Consider the following 19423-nt stretch of genomic DNA (forward strand, 5'->3'; position numbering starts at 1 on the left):
CGCACGGATTAGGTACCCGCAGCTTACCGCGCAATGTGTAAGCAGCCTACAGATCTGCCTGATGGGTACTGATCAATCAGAGTGATGACCTGTAGGCGCCGGCTTGCCAGCGATGGACCCAAGAACGCCGCGTCAACCCAGTATAAACGCGTCATCGTTAACGTCATTCGCAGGCAAGCCAGCTTCTACACAGGCATTCCTTGGCGCTTTTCCTGAGTTTTTTGATCAGCCGCTCTTGCCGCAGCGCTTCGCTTTTGTCACGGCAGACTTCGGTGTAGACCAGTGCCACAGCCGGACTGGAAAGAAAGAAGCGCGCACCTTTGCCACTCTGGTGAGTGGCGAAGCGCCGTACGGGATCGTCGCTGATCCCGCAGTAGAGTGAGCCATTGGCCGCGCGAACCAGATAGACGAACCAGGGTTTGCTCACGGGTACGTCGGCGTCGACAGATTTTTCGCTGAGGGTGGTCACGTAACGATCAAGGCTTGAAAGGAAACAAGCCGCGATCTTATCAGCGACTGGCCTGAAATGCCTTCAGGCCCTTCAAGGCTTGAGCGCGAACGGCGTTTCTCACCAGTGGCGTCCAGCCCAGCAGCAGCCCTTTAAAACCCAGCGCCTGTCGGGACCAGGTCCACAAATCGAAGCTGTCGTGATGCTCGCAAATCTTGCCGTCGCGAAACACGAAGCGTGCCTGAATGTCGTTGATCACGGTGTTGCCGGTCTGGCTGAACAGGTACGTCGCCACCCAATGAGCGCCACCGGTGCGTTCATCGCTGCGCACATTGTCGAACGTCAGGGAAAAATCCTTGGCCCGGGTGGTGAGCATGCGCCACATGTCGCCGGCATCACGGCCGCGCAGTTCGCCGAATGCCGGATCACTGAACACCACGTCCTCGGTGTAGCAAGCGCTCATGGCTTCGGCATCGAGGCGCTGGAAGGCTTGGTAGAAAGCGGTGATCACGGCGTTGTGGGCTTCACTCATGGGCAGACTCCCTGTTGTGCGAAATAGCTGCAAAAGATGGCCTGCACGATAGTCTGCAATGGCCAGGAAAACTATCAGCATTCATGGCGGGAATACCGGCAAGACTCAACCAGCCTTTCAGTATGAGATTCCACTGTCGCGGGCGTAGGAAAAAAGATCCACATCGGTTGAGATGCCCAACCGGTGCATGGCCATGGTTTTCTGTTTACTGATGGTCGAAACGCTGCGCTTGAAATGACAGGCGATTTCACTGACGGTCATGCCGCTGGCGAGCATCCGTACCACTTCATGTTCTTTGGCCGACAGAGAGGACACCGGCGTCTGATTACCAGCGCCAGTGCGGTGCAACGCCGTGCGCAATGACTCACTGATGTAGCGCCGCCCTTCACCCACGGCCTTGACCGCCTTGGCCAACTCGCCCGACGCAGCCCCTTTCGCGACGATCGCCATCACCCCTTGAGCCAGTGCTGCTCTTAACGTCGCGACATTGGCGAACATCGTCACCAGGATGACCGGCATCGCGGGGTAAAGGCGCCGCACTGTGCTCAACAGCTTCAGACCGTCTGCCTGCTGCCCGCCCGGCATGGAAAAATCAGTAATCAGAAGATCACAGGGCGTGGTTGAAAGAAGGCTCATCAGGCTGTCCGTACCCTCAGCTTCCCCGACGATCACACACCGTCCGCCGGAATCGATGAGCATCTGCAATCCGAGACGGACTACAGAATGATCGTCTGCAATTACGACACGCATTGTGGGATGACTCCTAATTGAGGCTGGAAAAGCGCGGAAAATAACGTCGTTCCGTCTCCCCCCGCAACGCCCCATCACAACCTTGCAGTGCACTGCCCCAACGTATTCAGGGGCTTGGTTTTTTGCGCCATCAACAATAGGACAATCCCTACAGACTTCTGAAGAAAATGACTACACAGAAGGACTCCCCATCAAACGCGCCGCTGAGAACCAACGTCGTATAAGTCGCAACACCTTTTCATACACCGAGCAGTCTCTTTTCGTATTTGTTGCATTTCAGCCGCCGCTCCGCTCGCATAAATTTCGCTTCAATCGGTAAGCCTGAAGCGACCGAAACAACCGGCGATTACCCTCTACGGCGGCATCACCACAGCACAGTTGCTGCGCTACGCGGATGCCAAGAAGGGCTGTTGCTGACACATAAAAAATCTGCCTGAAGTAGACCTGAACATGAAAAAATCCTTAAGCATTCTCTTCACTGCGCTGCTCCTCTCCGGAGCATCGTCCGCCTTCGCCTCCAGTACTGACCTGACCGTTACTGGCCTTATCACGCCAGCGGCCTGCAAACCGAATTTGTCGGGCGGTGGCATTGTGGATTTTGGAAAGATTTCTGCACAAGACCTGAAGAAGGACGTCCAGACCCGACTCCCGGACAGGACAGTTCAACTGACCGTGAACTGCGATGCAGAAATCAGATTTGCGATCCAGCCCATCGACAATCGAGCCGGTTCGTCGACTGCTGGCGCTGCCTTCGGCCTCGGCCTGATAAACGGAACCGAAAAGCTCGGACGATATTTTCTTGAGATCGGTAACCCCGTTGCCGACATCCCGTCGACCGTTCTGTACTCGGCAAATGATGGCACCAGTTGGTACCCTCTCGATGATACCGCCGCTACGACGCGCTACCTGATTGGTTTCGGCAGCAGGGACAGCGGTGCATGGGATCTGCATCCTTTGAAGGATGTGGCCGTGGATATTTTCCTCAACACCGCCATCGCCCCCACCAAAAACCTGACCCTGACCGACGACGTGCTGATCGACGGCTCGGCGACCCTGCAAATCAACTACCTCTAATTCAACACTGATGCCCGGGCAACGGGACTTCCCGCTGCCCGCCCTCGCCCCCGAAAGCCAGTAGTTGTAACCGTCCTGGGCGTTTTTTCGATATTTTCAGCGAGTCTCTCCATGACCCATTTTTTCAACAGCGCCCGCCAGCGATTCAACACCGGCATCGGCGCTCTCGCACTATTGCTGAGCATTCAGGCCCAGGCGGATGGCATGGTCCCGAACACTTCGGTGGTGATCGTAAACGAGGCCGATGGCGAGTCCTCCGTGACGGTGACCAACACGGATGCGAGCCTGGCGCTGCTGCACATCACCATTGAAAACATTGCGGAAGACAGCGAATCCCTGGTGTTCGTGACGCCGCCGTTGTCACGCGTCGAGGCGTCCAAAACCCAGCTGGTGCGTTTCATTCTGCAATCGGAGAAGCCGCTGCTCACCCAGCGTTTGAAGCGCGTGATCTTCGAAGGCATCCCACAAGGAAAATCGGCCACGGAAGCCGGGCATGCGCGTGTCGGCGTGACCGTGAGGCAGAACCTGCCGTTGATCATGCACCCCAAGGGTCTGGCGCCCAACCGCACGCCCTGGACTGATCTGCAGTGGTCGTTGCAGGGCGATCAGCTGACCGTGAGCAACGACACGCCGTATGTCGTGCGCATGGCTCAAGAGCTGCATTTGTTGCCAGCGGCCACCGCCGCGATGTTGCCCAAAACTTACGTGCTGCCCGGTGAGCGCATCAGCGTTGCAGTGCCCAAAGGCGAGGTCACCCAGGTGCGCTTTCAACCCGCCACCGTCTACGGGTTTGCGGTGCCGCATTACGAGGCCCCCGTCAAATCCTAGCGCAAACACCAGTCAACGCCGCCAAGGGAATAGCGAGCGTCGATGCACAGAGGCGATGAGTACTGACCATCGCCACGAGCGTGCCTGAGCCACAGTGGAAACGGCCAGCGCGCAGGCATAACCCAAGTGAACCCCATGAACACAGTATCGATTTACCGTCGCGGCGAAGCCGTGCCCGCTATTCGGATCAGACCTTGGGCCAAAGTGGCGCTTGGGATGGCCAATGCGTTGATTCTGACCGATGCCTGTGCCGAAGCCATCGCCGAAAAAACATCGTTGACGTCGTTCGATAAAAAAACACTGCAACAACGAAGCATCGACCCGGCGCTGGCAACCCTGCTGCTGCAAGCTCCGCGCTTCACCACCGGCAGGCACCCGGTCACCCTTACAGTCAACGGGCAGCGTCGCGGGCGAGTGGACGTGATGTTCAACCGTGAGGGCGAAGTGTGCTTCGATCGCGCCTTGCTCGATGTGGCCAACCTGAATGAACCGCCTCCGCTGCCGGTCACCGACGGCCGCTGCTTCGATGTGCTCGGCACCTGGCCGCAAACGCTGATCGAACCGGATCCTGCGAGTCTTGGCCTGTCGTTGATCGTTCCCAGCGACGCGATCCGCCAGGCAACCCGGGACTTTTCCGGCTATCAAACCGGAGGCTTTGCCGGTCTGCTCAACTACGACCTCAACAGCCTGTACAGCCTCAACGGCGACCAGTCGAGCCGCTACCTGTCGGCCAACACCGAGGTCGGTTTTAACGCCGGCGACTGGATCGTGCGCAGTCGCCAGGTGCAGACCTGGCAGGACGACGTGTCCCGCACCAGTCACCTTGCGGCCTATGCACAGCGCACCTTCGCCCGTCAGGAAGCGGTGCTGCAGGCGGGGCAAATCAACCTCTATAACCCTGTGCTCGCGGGTGCCCAGATCACTGGAGTTCAAGTGATGACCGAGCAGGCGCTGCAGGTCGAAGGCCGGAACACGGTCATCGAAGGGATCGCCCACAGCCAGGCGCAAGTCGAGATTCGGCAGAACGGGGCACTGATTCACTCGACGGTGGTGCCTGCCGGGCCGTTTTCCCTGAGCGACGTGCGGCGGCTGAACAATCGCTCCGACGTCGAGGTCACCGTCAAAGAAGAGGACGGCAGCGAACGACGCTTCACCGTGCCCGCCGCCATGCTCGGTATCGGCCTGCCCGCCCCCGGCTATTCGCTGGCGGCCGGTCAGGTGCGCAGCACCGGTGATGCGCAGGAAAGTAAGCCGTGGGTGATCAGCGGCGGCTGGAGCGGCGCGCTGAATCCACGGTTGCTGATCAGCGCAGGCCTGACAGGCGCCGCCGACTATCGTGCGGCGGGCGCCAGCCTGGGTTTTCTGCCGACGACAGAGACCCGGATTCAGACCTCGCTACTCAGCACGCAGGCCAGCGGCAGCCATCCGGCAAAGGGCCTTCAGGCTGATCTGACACTCTCCCATCGTTTCAACGATCAGTGGTCGCTCAACGGCGGTAGTTCCTACCGGACCTTTGGTTTTCGCGAGCTTGAAGAAGCGGTGTTCGACACGACGTCCTACAGCAGCAAGTCCCGCTACCGTGACCAGCAAAGTGCCGCGCTTGCCTGGTCACACCCGGGCCTCGGCGCCTTCAGCGGCGGCATCAGCCGCTCCAGTTCATTCGACGGTGAAAGCAGCAACCGCGCACTGGCCTCGTGGGGCACCAGTATTGGCGGCGTGTCGGTTTCGACCACCGCCGAATGGCAGGTCAGCGGTGCAAGCCGTCGCGATGACAGCGTTTACCTGAACTTGAGCATTCCCTTGGGCGACAGCCGCCGCGCTCGCACCTGGGTGCGCCATTCCGCTGACGAGTACCGCGGTGGCGTGGGCTTGAACGAGCGGGTCAACGATCAATTCGGCTACCGCGTCGGCGTCGAACACGACACCCGCGACAAGCCAGTGCAGTCATCCGCCGGCGTTTCGCTGTTGCCGCGCTACAGCCAGATGGACCTGAGTTACACCCGCTCCGATGGCGAACGTTCCAGCTATCAGGCCGGAGCACGCGGAGCTGCCGTGCTGCACGGTGAAGGTTTCACGCTGTCGCCGTATCCGGTGCATGACACGTTCGCGTTACTGTCGGTGGGTGACATGGGCTCGATCAAAGTCAGTACCCCAAGCGGGCCAGTCTGGACGGATTGGCAAGGTCAGGCCGTGGTCGCGCAGGTCGCTGCCTATGGGCGCAGCACGGTGCAAATCGATACCCGTTCGCTGCCGCGCAACGTCGATATCCACAACGGCGTGGCGGTGATTTCCGCCGGGCGCGGTGCTGTCGACAATGTCGGGTTCAAAGTCACGCTGACCCGCCGCGCCTTGCTCAAGGCCACTTCTGCTGACGGCGCACCGCTGCCCCGTGGCGCCATGGTCAATACCGCCGATGGCGAGTTCATCACGCTGGTTCAGGACGGCGGCCTGGTGTTCCTGCCCAACGTCCTCGATGCCGGTGCGCTGTGGATAACTGCGCCTGGCCTGGATCGCTGCCGACTCGATTTCGAACTGCCGGCCAAGGCCGACATCCAGGCGTATTACGAGACCGCCGCCGCCCAATGCCGAGCCCTTTGAGGATGACTTCATGAATTTGTCCCGTTACTTATTACTGGCCTTCACGCCCTTGACGCTCAGCAGCTTCACAGCGCTGGCCTGGGCGTCGCCGGATGACTGTCAGCTCAATGTGAGCCAGCCCGTGCTCGACTTCGGCCTGATGAACCGGGCCACACGCTTCGATACCGCCCCGGTGCGCAGCCTGGGCGAACGGCGCTTGAACCTGAGCCTGAGTTGTTCTCGAGCGACCGATATGAGCGTGTTTTATCGAGCCATGGCCGCGACGGCCGAGCGTTATCACTTCGCCGAACGTGGCAGTTATCAAATACGGGTGAGCGAGGGTGTACTCGATGGCCGTCCGGTCGACCTTGGGCTGATTGCCGCCGCCGGGCAACCCCCGGTTCACAGCGCTTCCAGTGTGATCTGGCGCCCGGAGCACGGGATCGTACCGGTCAGCACCGGGCTGGCGGTGCAGGGTCGCAGCTTCTCTGCGCAGCTTGAAGTGACGGCCTCGGTTCAGGAACAAGCAATACAGGTCCGCGACGCGATGACTTGGGAAACCGTCGGCGTGTTCGATGCCGTTACTGCCGGGCGCTCCCGGGAAACCACCCTGCGCGCCAGCTTCGCGCCCGGTGCCTGCACGCCCGAGCTATCCAATGGGGGGCTGGTTGATTTCGGCGCCTTGTCCAGCAGCAACCTGAACCCCGACAAAGGCACGCGCCTGCCGCCCAAATCCTTGTCGCTGCGGATCGGCTGCGATGCACCGACCCATTTCGCTCTGGTGATGCACGACAACCGCGCGGGTTCGGCCACGGTCAATCGCGAGATTTACTACGGCCTGGGTTTCGATAATCGCCACAACAAAATCGGTTTGTACTCGCTGAATGTCGACCCGGCCAACGTTACCGCTGACCACTTCACTCGGCTGTATCGCACCGACTCCACCACCGCGGGCGCGGCCTGGAGCCCGGCCAACTCGGCCCCGATACCGATTGGCCAAAAAAGCTACCTGGCCTTTACCGACAGCGCTGGCAGCACTGCGGGGTCGATCGCGATCCAGAACCTCAAAACATCCTTGATGGTCGAGGCCGTCATCGCCCCCACCGCAAGCCTGGACCTGAGCACGGCAATCCACCTCGATGGTTCGGGGACGATCGACATTATTTACTTGTAACACCCAACCAACCTTGCCGAACCCGGGGCGCGCTCAAGCATCCTGGGGGCAATCAAGGACAACAACTGAAAAGGAAGATCCATCAATGAAAAAGTACTTAGCAGCACTTTCGACTACCGCTCTGTTCAGCATCGCGCCTTATGCCCTTGCGTCGTCGGTTGACCTGACTGTCACCGGTGTCATCACCCCTGCTGCGTGCAAGCCGAGCCTGTCCGGTGGCGGTATTGTCGACAACGGCAAGATCTCCGCAAAAGACCTCAACCGAACCACGCACACCCTGGTAGGCACACATCCGCTGCAATTGACCGTGACCTGTGATGCACCGACGCAGTTCGCATTGAATCCGACCGACAACCAGGCCGGTACGGAATCAAGCAGGTCCTGGTTCGGCCTGGGAATGACTGATGCAGGTGAAAAACTGGGCTACGTGAGAGTTGACGTGAAAAACACCCAGGCAGATGGCGTGCCGGCACAGGCGATCGACTCCGAGGACGACGGTACATCCTGGTCGAAAACCTTCGTCACCAGCCCGGGGTACATCTTGTCGGTAGGCTCTGCCGCCGATCACAGCACCCCGCTTTACGTGCAGCACCTCACCATGGACTTCGAGGTCAGCACCCAAATTGCCCCAGCCAACAGCCTGACCTTGACTGGCGAGGTCAACATGAATGGCTCCGTGACGTTCGACATGATGTACCTGTAAGCGCAGACGCTGAACCACTCGCAGCGTCAGGGCGAGTGGTTCAGCACCGACTTCCGCTCCCGGAGTCCCTTGGTGCCAGGTCCGGTGCCGTTGAGATTCAGAACCTGAGCAGCCGGGCCACTGTCGAAACGCTCATCGCGCCTACCTCGATGCTGGATTTGAGCGGCGATGTGACACTCGATGGTTCGGCGACCCTGGAGGTGCTCTATTGTAGACGCCGGTCACGCTTAAATTTTCTCGCTGACCACCTGCACATACAGCGAACGCCCGGCGCCGAGGCCAGCGATGATTGCGCCCAGACCGATCACGCCGAAGATCCAGCCCAATGCGCTCCAGCCGCCGGTCCAGTCATGCACGATGCCGACCGCGAACGGCCCCATGGACGCCAGCGTGTAACCGAAGCCCTGGGCCATGCTCGACAGGTTCGCCGCCACATGCGCGTCCCGCGAGCGCAACACGATCAACGTCAGCGCCAGGCTGAACGTGCCGCCCTGCCCCAGACCGAGCAGGATCGCCCAGCCCCACAATCCGTCGATCGGCGCATAGAGGCAACCGAACAAACCACCGAGGGTCAGGGCCATGACGATGACGATCGCCAGGCGCTGATCCTTGCCGCGCGTCGCCAACCATGGCGCCGCCAGTGAACTGGCCAGCTGCACGATCACTGAGCCCGACAGCACGAGACCGGCCTGGGTCGGCGTCAGACCACGGCCGATCAGGATCGATGGCAACCAGCCGAACACGATGTACGCCAGGGACGATTGCAGGCCCATGTAAAGCGTCACTTGCCAGGCCAGCGGATCACGCAGCAAACCGCGTACCCGGTAGGCGACATTGTGCGAGGCATGTTGCTGACCGACTTGCGGCAACCAGAACATCGCCGCGATCAATGCCGGAACCACCCAAAAGCCGAGGCCCAGTGCCCAGCTCTTGTCGAAATGCTCGCTCAACGGCACGGTCGCGCCGGCCGCCATCGCCGCGCCCAGACACAGGGCCATGGTGTAGACCCCGGTCATGGTCCCGGCGTGTTTGGCAAAGTCGCGTTTGACGATGCCCGGCAGCAAAACACCGATGACACCGATGCTGGCGCCGGCCAGCACGCTACCGGCAAACAGACCGATGGTGCCGAACGAGCTGCGCAAAATGATCCCGCCGGCCAGGGTCAGAAGAATCCCCAACACCACGCGCTCGGCACCAAAACGACGCGCCAGCACCGGCGCCAACGGTGCAAACAAGCCCAGGCAAAGTACCGGCAACGTCGTCAGCAAACCGGCTTGGGCCGCCGACAAGCCGAGGGTCTTTGAGACCTCGCTGAGCATCGGCGCCATGCTCGACAGCGCCGGACGCAGGTTCAGCGCCACCAGAATCAGGCCCAGCAACAACAGCCACGGCCGCCGCAAAATCGGGTGGCTTCGCTGGACCTCTTCGTCATCGGCCTCGGCGTCGATCAGCAACTCTTCGAGCTCTGCCGTGCGCTTGGCGGGTGTCACGTTGCTGTTGTGGCTGGACATGGGGTTCTCGGTTTCAAGGTTCATTGATCAACTGCCTCGACAGGGCTTTGGCCCGTTCCGGGTCGCGTTGTTCGACGGCATCGAGCAGGTCGATATGCAGGTCGAACACCTCTTGGCGTCGGGGCGTGATGTTCAGGGTTTCGCGCAAATGCGCACCGACGACGCTGGAGAAATAGCCGTACAACTCGCTGAGCGTCGGGTTGTGCGCGGCGTCCACCAGACGGCGATGGAACACCAGGTCGCAAGCGATGTAGCTGTCGAGATCACCGTGGTAGTGACTACCGCTGACACCCAGCGCTTCGCGCAATGCCACCAGGTCTTCATCGGTGCGGCGCAACGCGGCCAGGCCAATGGCCTCGACTTCGAGGATGTGTCGCGTCTCCCGCGCCTGCTCATGAGAGCAACGGGACAACGCTTTCATGGTGTCCAGCGGGTCGATGACCGCCCGCAGATAACTACCGTCGCCCTGACGAATTTCGATCAACCCGGAAAAGGCCAGAACGCGCATGGCCTCACGCACGGTGTTGCGGCTGATGCCCAGCTCAGCGGACAGTTCCGGTTCGGTGGGCAAGCGCTGGCCGACCGTCCAGACACCTTCCGTGATGCGCAGGCGCAACTGTTCGAGGGCCTGATCGACCAAGGAACGTTTAACTAATGGAGAAATGTCTGACATAGGAATCGCCCTTTCATCCAATCATAGGATGATTTTTCTGACATGTTAGTCAGCTTCATGTAGGACGGCAACCGCCTACGGTCAGAGAGAGGGAAATGGAGCGGAATTTTCGATTAGTCAAAATTACCCTTTAAGGGTAATTTCAGGGACAGGGTTCACGGATTCTTATGGAGAAGAACACACCCCATTACAACCTCGCGGTGATCAAGGAGGATGTCAGGCGGCTCGGAAGAAAGGCCTTCACCAAGACTGCGGAAAAAACCGGTCTGGATCTGGGCTTTAACGTCAGAGAGATGCAAGAGATCGTTTTCGAGTTGCAGAACAGGATGTTGTACAAATCGATGACCACCTATGACGATCATCAAGTCTGGCAGGACGTGTATCACATCAATTCACAAGATCTGGAGATCTACATCAAGGTGACATACCGCCCTGCCGGCGGCCCACCGGTAATCTCCTTCAAGGAGAAAAACCCATGAAAACCCAGCAATGTTTCAGCTGCGGTGCACGTGAGGGAATGAGACATTTCGAGGGACGCGGCGAAACCCTGAGTGTCAAAGGCATGGAGCGCCGAGTAGATGATCTTTCTGGCTGGGAGTGCCAGAAATGCGGTGAAGTCGAATGGGACGCCGATACCGATAGTGCGGAACGTTATGGGGAAGCAGGTGATGCGTTGGTTATTGCTGCCAGGCGAATGATCGGTGCCGAGATGAAGCGTATCCGTCGCAAATTGCACCTTACGCAGAAAGAAACGGTGCAACTGCTGTCAGGCGGCGGGCACAACGCGTTTTCACGGTATGAACGCGGTGAAGTACTTCCGCCGAAAGCGTTAATGCTGCTCATGCGCCTGCTGGATCGTTACCCGCATTTACTCGCCGATGCGCAGGTCCTGGCTGAAGGAGCGGATTTGAGAGGAGCGTTCAAATTTACTGAGCACAAAGGACACAAAACGCTCACCGTGTCCTGACTCCAAAAAACAAACCCGGCGCGAGGCCGGGTTTGTTTTACCAGTCAGCCTGCCATCAATGCAAAATCTGGCTCAGGAACAACTTCGTCCGCTCATTCTGCGGATTATCAAAGAAGTCGTTCGGCGCAGCCTGCTCAACGATTTCGCCCTTGTCCATGAAGATCACGCGGTTGGCCACGGTACGGGCGAAACCCATTTCGTGGGTCACGCAGAGCATGGTCATGCCGTCTTCGGCCAGGCCGATCATGGTGTCGAGCACCTCCTTCACCATCTCGGGGTCGAGTGCCGAAGTCGGTTCGTCGAACAGCATGATTTTCGGTTTCATGCACAGCGCACGGGCAATCGCCACGCGCTGTTGCTGACCGCCGGACAGTTGCCCCGGGAATTTATGCGCCTGCTCTGGAATGCGTACGCGCTCCAGGTAATGCATGGCGATTTCCTCGGCCTTGCGCTTGGGCATCTTGCGTACCCACATCGGCGCCAGGGTGCAGTTCTGCAGGATGGTCAGGTGCGGGAACAGGTTGAAGTGCTGGAACACCATGCCGACTTCACGGCGAACCGATTCGATCTGCTTGAGGTCGTTGGTCAGCTCCACACCGTCGACCACGATGCGGCCCTGCTGGTGTTCTTCCAGGCGGTTGAGGCAACGAATGGTGGTCGATTTACCAGAACCCGACGGGCCGCACAGGACGATACGCTCGCCCTGTTTAACGTTCAGGTTGATGTCTTTCAGCACGTGGAACTGGCCGTACCACTTGTTCACGCCCTGCATCTGAATAATGCCTTCAGGGCTCACAGGCTTTTTGATTGCTTCGCTCATTACAGAACTCCTAACGCTTGTGGCCAGTGTCGAGCTTGCGTTCCAGATGCATGGAATAGCGCGACATACCAAAACAGAAAATCCAGAACACCAGGGCCGCGAACACATAGCCTTCGGTGGCCATGCCCAACCATTTCGGGTCGGCGGCGGCTTGTTTGACGCTGTTGAGCAAGTCGAACAGGCCGATGATGATCACCAGGCTCGTGTCCTTGAACAGCGCGATGAAGGTGTTGACGATGCCCGGGATGACCAGTTTCAGGGCTTGCGGCAGAATCACCAGGCCCATGCTGCGCCAGTAACCGAGGCCCATCGCCGCAGCCGCTTCGTACTGACCTTTGGGAATCGCTTGCAGACCGCCCCGCACCACTTCAGCCACATAGGCCGACTGGAACAGGATCACGCCGATCAGTGCCCGCAGCAGTTTGTCGAAGTTCATGCCTTCCGGCAGGAACAACGGCAGCATCACCGAAGACATGAACAGCACCGTGATCAACGGCACGCCACGCCAGAACTCGATGAAGGTCACGCAGACCACTCGAATCGCCGGCATGTTCGAACGACGGCCCAGCGCCAGGACAATCCCCAGCGGCAGCGCACCGGCAATACCGACGGTCGCGATCACCAGGGTCAGCATCAGGCCGCCCCATTGGCTGGTCGCCACGGTGGTCAGGCCGAAGAGGCCGCCATGCAGCAGGAAGTAGGCAATGATCGGGTACAGCACCAGGAAACTCAGGCCATACACCGCTTTACGGTGAAAGCGCGAGATGAACAACGGTGCCACGCCGATGACCGCCAGCCACACGGTCAGGTCCACACGCCAGCGCAAGTCTGTCGGGTAGTAGCCGTACATGAACTGGCCGAAGCGCTGTTGGATGAACACCCAGCAGGCGCCCTCCTTCGTGCAGTCGGCGCGCGTGGTGCCGACCCAGTTGGCATCGAGAATCGCCCAACTCAGGATCGGTGGCACCACCAGGTAGATCAGGTAGAACGCGAACAGGGTCAGCAGAGTGTTGAGCCAGCTGGAGAACATGTTCGCGCGCATCCACGCCACGACACCGATGCTGCGGTTCGGGGGTGGCATGTCAGGTTTGAAAGTATGAGTACTCATGCGCTTTTCCTTACCGCTCGATCAGCGCAATGCGCTTGTTGTACCAGTTCATCAGCAGGGAAATGCTGATACTGATCGCCAGGTACACGCTCATGGTGATCGCAATCACCTCGATCGCCTGCCCGGTCTGGTTCAGCACCGTACCGGCAAACAACGAGACCATTTCCGGATAACCGATACCGGCCGCCAGCGAGGAGTTTTTCGCCAGGTTCAGGTATTGGCTGGTCAGCGGCGGAATGATCACGCGCAGGGCTTGCGGGATGATCACCTTGCGCAGGGTCGGGCCGTTACGCAGCCCCAACGAGTGCGCCGCTTCGGTCTGGCCGTGGCTGACCGACTTGATACCCGAACGCACGATCTCGGCGATAAACGCCGCGGTGTACACCGTCAGGGCCAGGGTCAGCGCCAGCAGTTCCGGGATCAACACCCAGCCACCGACGAAGTTGAAGCCTTGCAGCTTGGGCATTTCCCAGTGCACGGGCGCACCGAAGATCAACGCGCACAGCGCCGGGATCACCAGGAACAGCGCCAGGCCGACCCAGAATTTGTGGAAGGGAACACCGGTCTCTTCGAAGCGTTTGGTGGCCCAGCGGCTCATCAGTACGATGGCGACGATGGCCACGACGATGCTGACCACAAACGGCCAGAATCCGTCCGCCGTCAACGCGGCCGGCATGTTCAGGCCACGGCTGCTGACGAAGAAGGTGTCGCCGAAGTTATGGCTGTTACGCGGTCCCGGCATGGTCAGGAACACCGCGAAGTACCAGAACAGGATTTGCAGCAGCGGCGGAATGTTACGGAAAACCTCGACATACACCGTCGCCAGCTTGGCAATGATCCAGTTCTTCGACAGTCGTGACACACCGACGATGAACCCGAGGATCGTCGCCAGGATCACGCCGATGAAGGTCACCAGCAGCGTATTGAGCAGGCCGATGACAAACACCCGGGCATAGCTGTCCGATTCGGTGTAGTCGATCAGGTGTTGAGCGATGCCGAAACCGGCACTGCGCTCCAGAAAGCTGAAGCCGGAGGTAATGCCCCGGTGTTGAAGGTTGGTCTGCGTATTATCGAACAGATACCAGCCCATCGAGACCACCGCCACAATGGTGATGATCTGAAACAGCCACGCACGCACTTTTGGATCGCTGAGGCTGAGCCTCTGCTTTGGTGCGCCGATTGAATTTTGCATGAAGTGCCCCGGAAATAATGGAACAGAACATCACCCGGCGGTTGGCCCACCGGGTGATAGAACCATCAGCGCACTGGTGGTGCGTATTGAATGCCGCCGTTGTTCCACAGAGCGTTCAGCCCGCGGTCAATGGCCAGTGGAGTGCTCTTGCCGAGGTTTTTCTCGAACACTTCACCGTAGTTACCCACTTGCTTGACGATCTGCACGACCCAGTCTTTCTTCACTTTCAGGTCTTTGCCGTATTCACCGTCAGCGCCCAGCAGACGAGCAACGTCCGGGTTCTTGGTGGATTTGGCTTCAGCTTCAACGTTTTTCTGGGTGATACCCATTTCTTCAGCGTTGAGCATGGCGAACAGGGTCCACTTGACGATGCTGAACCACTCTTCGTCGCCTTTACGCACGACCGGGCCCAGTGGCTCCTTGGAGATGGTTTCCGGCAGAACGACGTAGTCGGTCGGAGTCGCCAGCTTGCTGCGTTGTGCGTAGAGCTGGGATTTGTCGGAGGTCAGCACGTCGCAACGACCGGATTCCAGCGACTTGGCGCTTTCATCGGAGGTGTCGAAAGTGATCGGGGTGTACTTCAGACCGTTGCCGCGGAAGTAGTCGGAAACGTTCAGCTCGGTGGTGGTACCGGCTTGAATGCAGATGGTGGCGCCGTCGAGCTCTTTAGCGCTTTTTACGCCCAGCTTGTTGTTCACCAGGAAGCCGATGCCGTCGTAGTAAGTCACGCCGGCAAACACCAGGCCCATGCCCGAATCGCGGGAGCTGGTCCAGGTGGTGTTACGCGACAGCACGTCGATTTCGCCGGACTGCAGCGCGGTGAAGCGCTCTTTGGCGTTCAACTGGCTGAACTTGACCTTGGTCGCATCGCCGAAAACGGCAGCGGCCACAGCGCGGCAGACGTCGGCATCGATACCGATGATCTTGCCGGTAGAGTCCGGAACCGAGAAGCCCGGCAGACCGTCACTGACGCCGCACTGTACGAAACCTTTCTTCTGCACTGCATCCAGGGTTGCACCCGCCTGAGCGAACCCACTGACACCGAGTACTGCGGCTGCAGTCACGATAGCCAGGGTGGATTTCAACATCTTCATTCAAACCTCCAGTTTTGCTCTTGTTGTGTCGGAGCTTGAGTCCTGTCTGCACCCTTATGAGGCGTAGTCGACCCGTGTTGGCTTTTTTTAGGGTCAACCGACGTTAGGACCTGCGCTATGAGTCTAGTAGGAGAAAATCCACATCATGGACAACTCACTTCTCACCAATCGGCCGAACGGGCTGTAGCCCTTTCACGTTCGCGAAGCCCGTAGCGGCCACTGGCGAACATCCATCACCGGATTCTTTGCTATCCCGCCACCAGCAGTACACTGATAGTGTTACCGCAAGGCGTGAGATGGGTTGCACCGTTTCCCCATAGCAAAGCCCGTACCAGACCGCTCGCTTAAGCGGTTAAGCGACAGGTCAATAGCAAAACTTGTAGCCTTGCGACATCTTCTTAACTGATCAACCAGACGCGCACTCACCTCTCGCACTTAATGAGAGCGCACGCACAAAATTGGAGCAGCCATGACCGAGCCCTTGATTCTTCAACCCGTCAAGCCCGCAGACGCCTGCGTTATCTGGCTGCACGGCCTGGGCGCCGACCGCTACGACTTCCTGCCGGTGGCCGAAGCGTTGCAGGAAACCCTGCTGACCACCCGCTTCGTTCTGCCGCAGGCACCGACCTGCGCCGTGACCATCAATGGTGGTTACGAGATGCCGAGCTGGTACGACATATTGGCCATGAGCCCCGCGCGCGCGATCAACCGCGAACAGCTGGAAGAGTCGGCGCAGAGGATCGTCAATTTGATCGAAGTGGAGCGCGCCATCGGAATAGACGCCTCGCGGATATTCCTGGCAGGTTTTTCCCAAGGTGGTGCGGTGGCGTTACACACCGCGTTTGTGAAATGGCAGGGAGCGCTGGGTGGCGTACTTGCCCTCTCGACCTATGCACCGACCTTCAGCGATCAACTGGAGCTTTCCGCCAGCCAGCAGCGCATTCCCGTGCTGTCTTTGCACGGCCAGTACGATGACGTCGTGCAAAACTCCATGGGCCGGGCCGCCTACGAGCATTTAAAGCAGCGTGGTGTCACCGTGACATGGCAGGAATACCCAATGGGCCACGAAGTGTTACCCGAGGAAATTCGCGACATCGGCGTCTGGCTCAGCGAACGCCTGCGATAGCTTTTGCGTTAAAAAGCGCCCATTGATCATCCCACTACGCCGCGCCCGATTCTTGCATTACACTGGCCGGCGTATATTCCTTAATCAATTGATGAGATGACCGTGCTCAAAGCACTCAAGAAAATGTTCGGTAAAAGCGAGACTGAGCAGCTCGCGCCAGTCTCCAGCGCTCCGTCTCACATCCCCAGCCACCGCACCGACGGTCATCAGCCTGGCCGGTCCGCCCCCGCAGCGGCACCGAAGCACGAGCCCGTGACCACTCCGGTCGCCCAACCTGTCGAGATTTTCGCCGCCGAACCACCGCGCAGCGAAACGCCGAAACCTGCAAAACTGCGTCGCGAACCGAAGCCAAAAGCGCCGGTCATTCCCTGGAAACTCGAAGACTTCGCCGTCGAACCCCAGGAAGGCAAAACCCGTTTCCACGATTTCAAACTCGCCCCCGAACTGATGCACGCCATCCAAGACCTGGGCTTCCCGTATTGCACGCCGATCCAGGCGCAAGTGCTTGGCTTTACCCTCGCGGGCAAAGACGCCATCGGTCGCGCCCAGACCGGCACCGGCAAAACCGCTGCGTTCCTGATCTCGATCATCACCCAACTGCTGGAAACCCCGCCGCCCAAAGAACGCTACATGGGCGAGCCACGGGCGCTGATCATCGCGCCGACCCGTGAACTGGTGGTGCAGATCGCCAAGGACGCGGCCGACCTGACCAAGTACACCGGCCTGAATGTCATGACGTTCGTGGGCGGTATGGACTTCGACAAGCAACTCAAAAACCTCGAAGCCCGTCACTGCGACATCCTCGTGGCCACACCGGGCCGCCTGCTGGACTTCAACCAGCGCGGCGACGTTCACCTGGACATGGTCGAAGTCATGGTCCTGGACGAAGCCGACCGGATGCTCGACATGGGTTTCATCCCACAAGTGCGTCAGATCATTCGCCAGACGCCGCCGAAGAACGAGCGTCAGACGCTGCTGTTCTCCGCGACCTTCACCGAAGACGTGATGAACCTCGCCAAGCAATGGACCACCGACCCATCGATCGTCGAGATCGAGTCGCAGAACGTGGCCAGCGAAAATGTCGAGCAACACATCTACGCCGTGGCCGGTGCCGACAAATACAAACTGCTCTACAACCTGGTCAACGACAACGGTTGGGAGCGGGTGATGGTCTTCGCCAATCGCAAGGATGAAGTGCGGCGCATCGAAGAACGCCTGGTGCGCGATGGCGTCAACGCCGCGCAGCTGTCCGGCGACGTGCCGCAGCACAAGCGGATCAAGACCCTGGAAGGTTTCCGCGAAGGCAAGATCCGCGTGCTGGTCGCCACCGATGTGGCGGGTCGCGGTATTCACATCGACGGCATCAGCCATGTGATCAACTTCACCTTGCCGGAAGTCCCGGACGACTATGTGCACCGGATCGGTCGTACCGGTCGTGCCGGCGCCGATGGTGTGTCCATCAGCTTTGCCGGTGAAGACGACTCCTACCAGCTACCGTCCATCGAGGCGCTGCTGGGTCGCAAGATCAGCTGTGAAACACCACCGACGCATCTACTGCGGGCGGTTGAGCGCAAGCGGCCATAACGCGGGCGCATTGATCAAGAGGCGCAGCCGGAAACGGACTGCGCTTTTTTTTCGTCCGGACATTGCCCAAGACAACTAAAAGTCCATAATAGACAAATTAGTTTACTTCCAGTCCCGGAGCCGACCATGTCCAGTACGCCTTACGTGATCAATCAATCCCAGGCCCGCGAGTTGCTGGCGCAGGTCGACGTGCCGCAGATCCTGCGCAAACTGTTCCGTGACCTGGCCGCCGGGCAAGCGGTGCAACCGGCGCAACAACTGGTGGAGTTTCCACAGGGGGCTGGCGACTTCATCAACTACCTGGGCGTGCTGGCCGAAGACGGTGTTTACGGGGTCAAGACCTCGCCCTACATCGTCCGCGAGCAAGGCCCGTTGGTGACGGCCTGGACGCTGTTGATGTCGATGCAGTCCGGCCAACCGCTGCTGCTTTGCGATGCCGGCGAACTGACCACCGCGCGCACTGCCGCAACCACGGCGGTGGCAGTCGATGCCCTCGCCCCGATTAACGCACGGCGCCTGGCGATCATCGGCAGCGGCAAAGTCGCTCAGGCGCACCTGCATTATGTGAAGGGCCTGCGTGACTGGCAGAGCATCAGCCTGTACTCGCCGGGCTTGAGCGAAAGCAACCCCGAGGAACTGGCCCGGCTCAGAAGCCTCGATCCGCGCCTGACCATCGCCGACACTCGCGAAGTCGCGATTCAGGACGCCGATGTGATCATGTTGTGCACCTCGTCCGCAGGTCCGGTGATCGACCCGGCCACCTTGAGCAAACCGGCGCTGATCACCTCCATCAGCACTAATGCCCCGCGCGCCCACGAGGTACCGCCGCAGAGCCTCAATGACATGCAGGTGTACTGTGACTATCGTCTGACCACCCCGGGCTCGGCGGGCGAGATGCTGATTGCGGGCGAGCAACATGGCTGGGACAAAAGCGCCATCGTCGGCGACCTGCCCGATTTGCTCAGCGAGAAGGTAAAACGCCCTGACTATGACCGTCATGTGTTCTTCCGCTCGATCGGCCTGGGCCTGGAAGACATCGCACTGGCGAATGCCATCTACCTTCTACAGCCCTGACACCACAACCCTATACCCCTGAACACAGCCCCCCCTGTAGGAGCTGTCGAGTGAAACGAGGCTGCGATCTTTTGACCCTGTTTTTTCAAGATCAAGATCAAGATCAAAAGATCGCAGCCTCGTTTCACTCGACAGCTCCTACAGTTCCAGTGTTCCAAGGTGCCAGCCCCGCCGTCCAACAGGGGGGC

Annotated in this window: 19 protein-coding genes; 10 read left to right on the top strand and 9 right to left on the bottom strand. The window is 59.5% G+C overall.

Annotation, left to right across the window (positions count from 1 at the left end; all coding sequences use genetic code 11):
* Nucleotides 1-163: 163 nt before the first annotated feature.
* The 3 genes from ACIPL2_RS27340 to ACIPL2_RS27350 all read right to left on the bottom strand — a co-directional run bounded on the left by ACIPL2_RS27340 (nucleotide 164) and on the right by ACIPL2_RS27350 (nucleotide 1730).
* Nucleotides 164-469, bottom strand: coding sequence for a GIY-YIG nuclease family protein (locus ACIPL2_RS27340; RefSeq protein WP_401361665.1), 306 nt, complete (start codon nucleotides 467-469; stop codon nucleotides 164-166).
* Between the two features lie 40 nt (nucleotides 470-509).
* Nucleotides 510-980 (bottom strand): nuclear transport factor 2 family protein, encoded by a 471-nt coding sequence (locus ACIPL2_RS27345; RefSeq protein WP_401361668.1) that lies wholly within the window; start codon nucleotides 978-980, stop codon nucleotides 510-512.
* Between the two features lie 117 nt (nucleotides 981-1097).
* On the bottom strand, nucleotides 1098-1730 hold the full coding sequence (locus ACIPL2_RS27350; RefSeq protein WP_401361670.1) for a response regulator: 633 nt from the start codon (nucleotides 1728-1730) through the stop codon (nucleotides 1098-1100).
* Nucleotides 1731-2180: 450 nt separating this feature from the next.
* Here ACIPL2_RS27350 and ACIPL2_RS27355 point away from each other — a divergent pair, with 450 nt between their 5' ends.
* The 5 genes from ACIPL2_RS27355 (at nucleotide 2181) to ACIPL2_RS27375 (ending at nucleotide 8086) form a co-directional block, all read left to right on the top strand.
* A complete protein-coding gene (locus ACIPL2_RS27355; protein WP_401361673.1) occupies nucleotides 2181-2804 on the top strand; it encodes a DUF1120 domain-containing protein in 624 nt (207 codons plus the stop codon).
* 111 nt (nucleotides 2805-2915) lie between these two features.
* Complete coding sequence (locus ACIPL2_RS27360; protein WP_401361676.1) at nucleotides 2916-3632, top strand: fimbria/pilus chaperone family protein; 717 nt, start codon at nucleotides 2916-2918, stop codon at nucleotides 3630-3632.
* 135 nt (nucleotides 3633-3767) lie between these two features.
* Nucleotides 3768-6230, top strand: coding sequence for a fimbria/pilus outer membrane usher protein (locus ACIPL2_RS27365; RefSeq protein ID WP_401361678.1), 2463 nt, complete (start codon nucleotides 3768-3770; stop codon nucleotides 6228-6230).
* Between the two features lie 10 nt (nucleotides 6231-6240).
* The gene (locus ACIPL2_RS27370; protein WP_401361681.1) at nucleotides 6241-7383 is read left to right on the top strand and encodes a DUF1120 domain-containing protein; all 1143 of its coding nucleotides are present in this window, start codon (nucleotides 6241-6243) and stop codon (nucleotides 7381-7383) included.
* An 85-nt stretch (nucleotides 7384-7468) separates the two neighbouring features.
* Nucleotides 7469-8086: a DUF1120 domain-containing protein gene (locus ACIPL2_RS27375; RefSeq protein WP_401361684.1), complete on the top strand. Its 618-nt coding sequence runs from the start codon at nucleotides 7469-7471 to the stop codon at nucleotides 8084-8086.
* A 227-nt stretch (nucleotides 8087-8313) separates the two neighbouring features.
* Here ACIPL2_RS27375 and ACIPL2_RS27380 read toward each other — a convergent pair whose 3' ends face one another.
* Together ACIPL2_RS27380 and ACIPL2_RS27385 are read right to left on the bottom strand one after the other, a co-directional pair.
* Entirely contained in the window at nucleotides 8314-9621 is a 1308-nt protein-coding gene (locus ACIPL2_RS27380; RefSeq protein WP_401361687.1) for a CynX/NimT family MFS transporter, read from the bottom strand.
* Complete coding sequence (locus ACIPL2_RS27385; RefSeq protein ID WP_401361690.1) at nucleotides 9611-10270, bottom strand: FadR/GntR family transcriptional regulator; 660 nt, start codon at nucleotides 10268-10270, stop codon at nucleotides 9611-9613. Before ACIPL2_RS27385 ends, ACIPL2_RS27380 begins: the two co-directional genes overlap by 11 nt.
* A 167-nt stretch (nucleotides 10271-10437) precedes the next feature.
* Between ACIPL2_RS27385 and ACIPL2_RS27390 the strand changes: the two genes are divergently transcribed.
* Together ACIPL2_RS27390 and ACIPL2_RS27395 are read left to right on the top strand one after the other, a co-directional pair.
* Nucleotides 10438-10749 (top strand): type II toxin-antitoxin system MqsR family toxin, encoded by a 312-nt coding sequence (locus ACIPL2_RS27390; RefSeq protein ID WP_401361693.1) that lies wholly within the window; start codon nucleotides 10438-10440, stop codon nucleotides 10747-10749.
* Nucleotides 10746-11237 (top strand): type II toxin-antitoxin system MqsA family antitoxin, encoded by a 492-nt coding sequence (locus ACIPL2_RS27395; RefSeq protein ID WP_401361695.1) that lies wholly within the window; start codon nucleotides 10746-10748, stop codon nucleotides 11235-11237. Before ACIPL2_RS27390 ends, ACIPL2_RS27395 begins: the two co-directional genes overlap by 4 nt.
* Nucleotides 11238-11292: 55 nt before the next feature.
* Here ACIPL2_RS27395 and ACIPL2_RS27400 read toward each other — a convergent pair whose 3' ends face one another.
* From ACIPL2_RS27400 to ACIPL2_RS27415, 4 genes are all read right to left on the bottom strand, one after another.
* Nucleotides 11293-12057, bottom strand: coding sequence for an amino acid ABC transporter ATP-binding protein (locus tag ACIPL2_RS27400; RefSeq protein WP_008147575.1), 765 nt, complete (start codon nucleotides 12055-12057; stop codon nucleotides 11293-11295).
* Nucleotides 12058-12067: 10 nt separating this feature from the next.
* On the bottom strand, nucleotides 12068-13165 hold the full coding sequence (locus ACIPL2_RS27405; RefSeq protein WP_401361697.1) for an amino acid ABC transporter permease: 1098 nt from the start codon (nucleotides 13163-13165) through the stop codon (nucleotides 12068-12070).
* A 10-nt stretch (nucleotides 13166-13175) separates the two neighbouring features.
* Nucleotides 13176-14357 (bottom strand): amino acid ABC transporter permease, encoded by a 1182-nt coding sequence (locus ACIPL2_RS27410; RefSeq protein ID WP_401361700.1) that lies wholly within the window; start codon nucleotides 14355-14357, stop codon nucleotides 13176-13178.
* A 65-nt stretch (nucleotides 14358-14422) separates the two neighbouring features.
* Nucleotides 14423-15451, bottom strand: coding sequence for an amino acid ABC transporter substrate-binding protein (locus ACIPL2_RS27415; RefSeq protein ID WP_059406254.1), 1029 nt, complete (start codon nucleotides 15449-15451; stop codon nucleotides 14423-14425).
* 469 nt (nucleotides 15452-15920) lie between these two features.
* On the opposite strand from ACIPL2_RS27415, the gene ACIPL2_RS27420 reads away from it, so the two are divergent.
* The 3 genes from ACIPL2_RS27420 (at nucleotide 15921) to ACIPL2_RS27430 (ending at nucleotide 19235) form a co-directional block, all read left to right on the top strand.
* Entirely contained in the window at nucleotides 15921-16577 is a 657-nt protein-coding gene (locus ACIPL2_RS27420; protein WP_401361703.1) for an alpha/beta hydrolase, read from the top strand.
* A gap of 96 nt (nucleotides 16578-16673) precedes the next feature.
* Entirely contained in the window at nucleotides 16674-18161 is a 1488-nt protein-coding gene (rhlB, locus tag ACIPL2_RS27425; protein WP_401361705.1) for an ATP-dependent RNA helicase RhlB, read from the top strand.
* A 126-nt stretch (nucleotides 18162-18287) separates the two neighbouring features.
* Entirely contained in the window at nucleotides 18288-19235 is a 948-nt protein-coding gene (locus tag ACIPL2_RS27430) for an ornithine cyclodeaminase family protein (protein WP_401361708.1), read from the top strand.
* Nucleotides 19236-19423: the final 188 nt, after the last annotated feature.

Source organism: Pseudomonas sp. NPDC086251 (genome assembly GCF_044746405.1).
Lineage (GTDB): Bacteria > Pseudomonadota > Gammaproteobacteria > Pseudomonadales > Pseudomonadaceae > Aquipseudomonas.

Bases quoted from the DNA above. Each gene is read 5' to 3' on its own strand.
- ACIPL2_RS27420 (WP_401361703.1), top strand. From the start codon at position 15,921: ATGACCGAGCCCTTGATTCTTCAACCCGTCAAGCCCGCAGACGCCTGC.
- ACIPL2_RS27385 (WP_401361690.1), bottom strand. From the start codon at position 10,270: ATGTCAGACATTTCTCCATTAGTTAAACGTTCCTTGGTCGATCAGGCC.
- ACIPL2_RS27365 (WP_401361678.1), top strand. From the start codon at position 3,768: ATGAACACAGTATCGATTTACCGTCGCGGCGAAGCCGTGCCCGCTATT.
- ACIPL2_RS27395 (WP_401361695.1), top strand. From the start codon at position 10,746: ATGAAAACCCAGCAATGTTTCAGCTGCGGTGCACGTGAGGGAATGAGA.
- ACIPL2_RS27415 (WP_059406254.1), bottom strand. From the start codon at position 15,451: ATGAAGATGTTGAAATCCACCCTGGCTATCGTGACTGCAGCCGCAGTA.
- ACIPL2_RS27345 (WP_401361668.1), bottom strand. From the start codon at position 980: ATGAGTGAAGCCCACAACGCCGTGATCACCGCTTTCTACCAAGCCTTC.
- ACIPL2_RS27380 (WP_401361687.1), bottom strand. From the start codon at position 9,621: ATGAACCTTGAAACCGAGAACCCCATGTCCAGCCACAACAGCAACGTG.
- ACIPL2_RS27370 (WP_401361681.1), top strand. From the start codon at position 6,241: ATGAATTTGTCCCGTTACTTATTACTGGCCTTCACGCCCTTGACGCTC.
- ACIPL2_RS27350 (WP_401361670.1), bottom strand. From the start codon at position 1,730: ATGCGTGTCGTAATTGCAGACGATCATTCTGTAGTCCGTCTCGGATTG.
- ACIPL2_RS27355 (WP_401361673.1), top strand. From the start codon at position 2,181: ATGAAAAAATCCTTAAGCATTCTCTTCACTGCGCTGCTCCTCTCCGGA.
- ACIPL2_RS27405 (WP_401361697.1), bottom strand. From the start codon at position 13,165: ATGAGTACTCATACTTTCAAACCTGACATGCCACCCCCGAACCGCAGC.
- ACIPL2_RS27430 (WP_401361708.1), top strand. From the start codon at position 18,288: ATGTCCAGTACGCCTTACGTGATCAATCAATCCCAGGCCCGCGAGTTG.
- rhlB (WP_401361705.1), top strand. From the start codon at position 16,674: ATGACCGTGCTCAAAGCACTCAAGAAAATGTTCGGTAAAAGCGAGACT.
- ACIPL2_RS27400 (WP_008147575.1), bottom strand. From the start codon at position 12,057: ATGAGCGAAGCAATCAAAAAGCCTGTGAGCCCTGAAGGCATTATTCAG.
- ACIPL2_RS27360 (WP_401361676.1), top strand. From the start codon at position 2,916: ATGACCCATTTTTTCAACAGCGCCCGCCAGCGATTCAACACCGGCATC.
- ACIPL2_RS27390 (WP_401361693.1), top strand. From the start codon at position 10,438: ATGGAGAAGAACACACCCCATTACAACCTCGCGGTGATCAAGGAGGAT.
- ACIPL2_RS27375 (WP_401361684.1), top strand. From the start codon at position 7,469: ATGAAAAAGTACTTAGCAGCACTTTCGACTACCGCTCTGTTCAGCATC.
- ACIPL2_RS27410 (WP_401361700.1), bottom strand. From the start codon at position 14,357: ATGCAAAATTCAATCGGCGCACCAAAGCAGAGGCTCAGCCTCAGCGAT.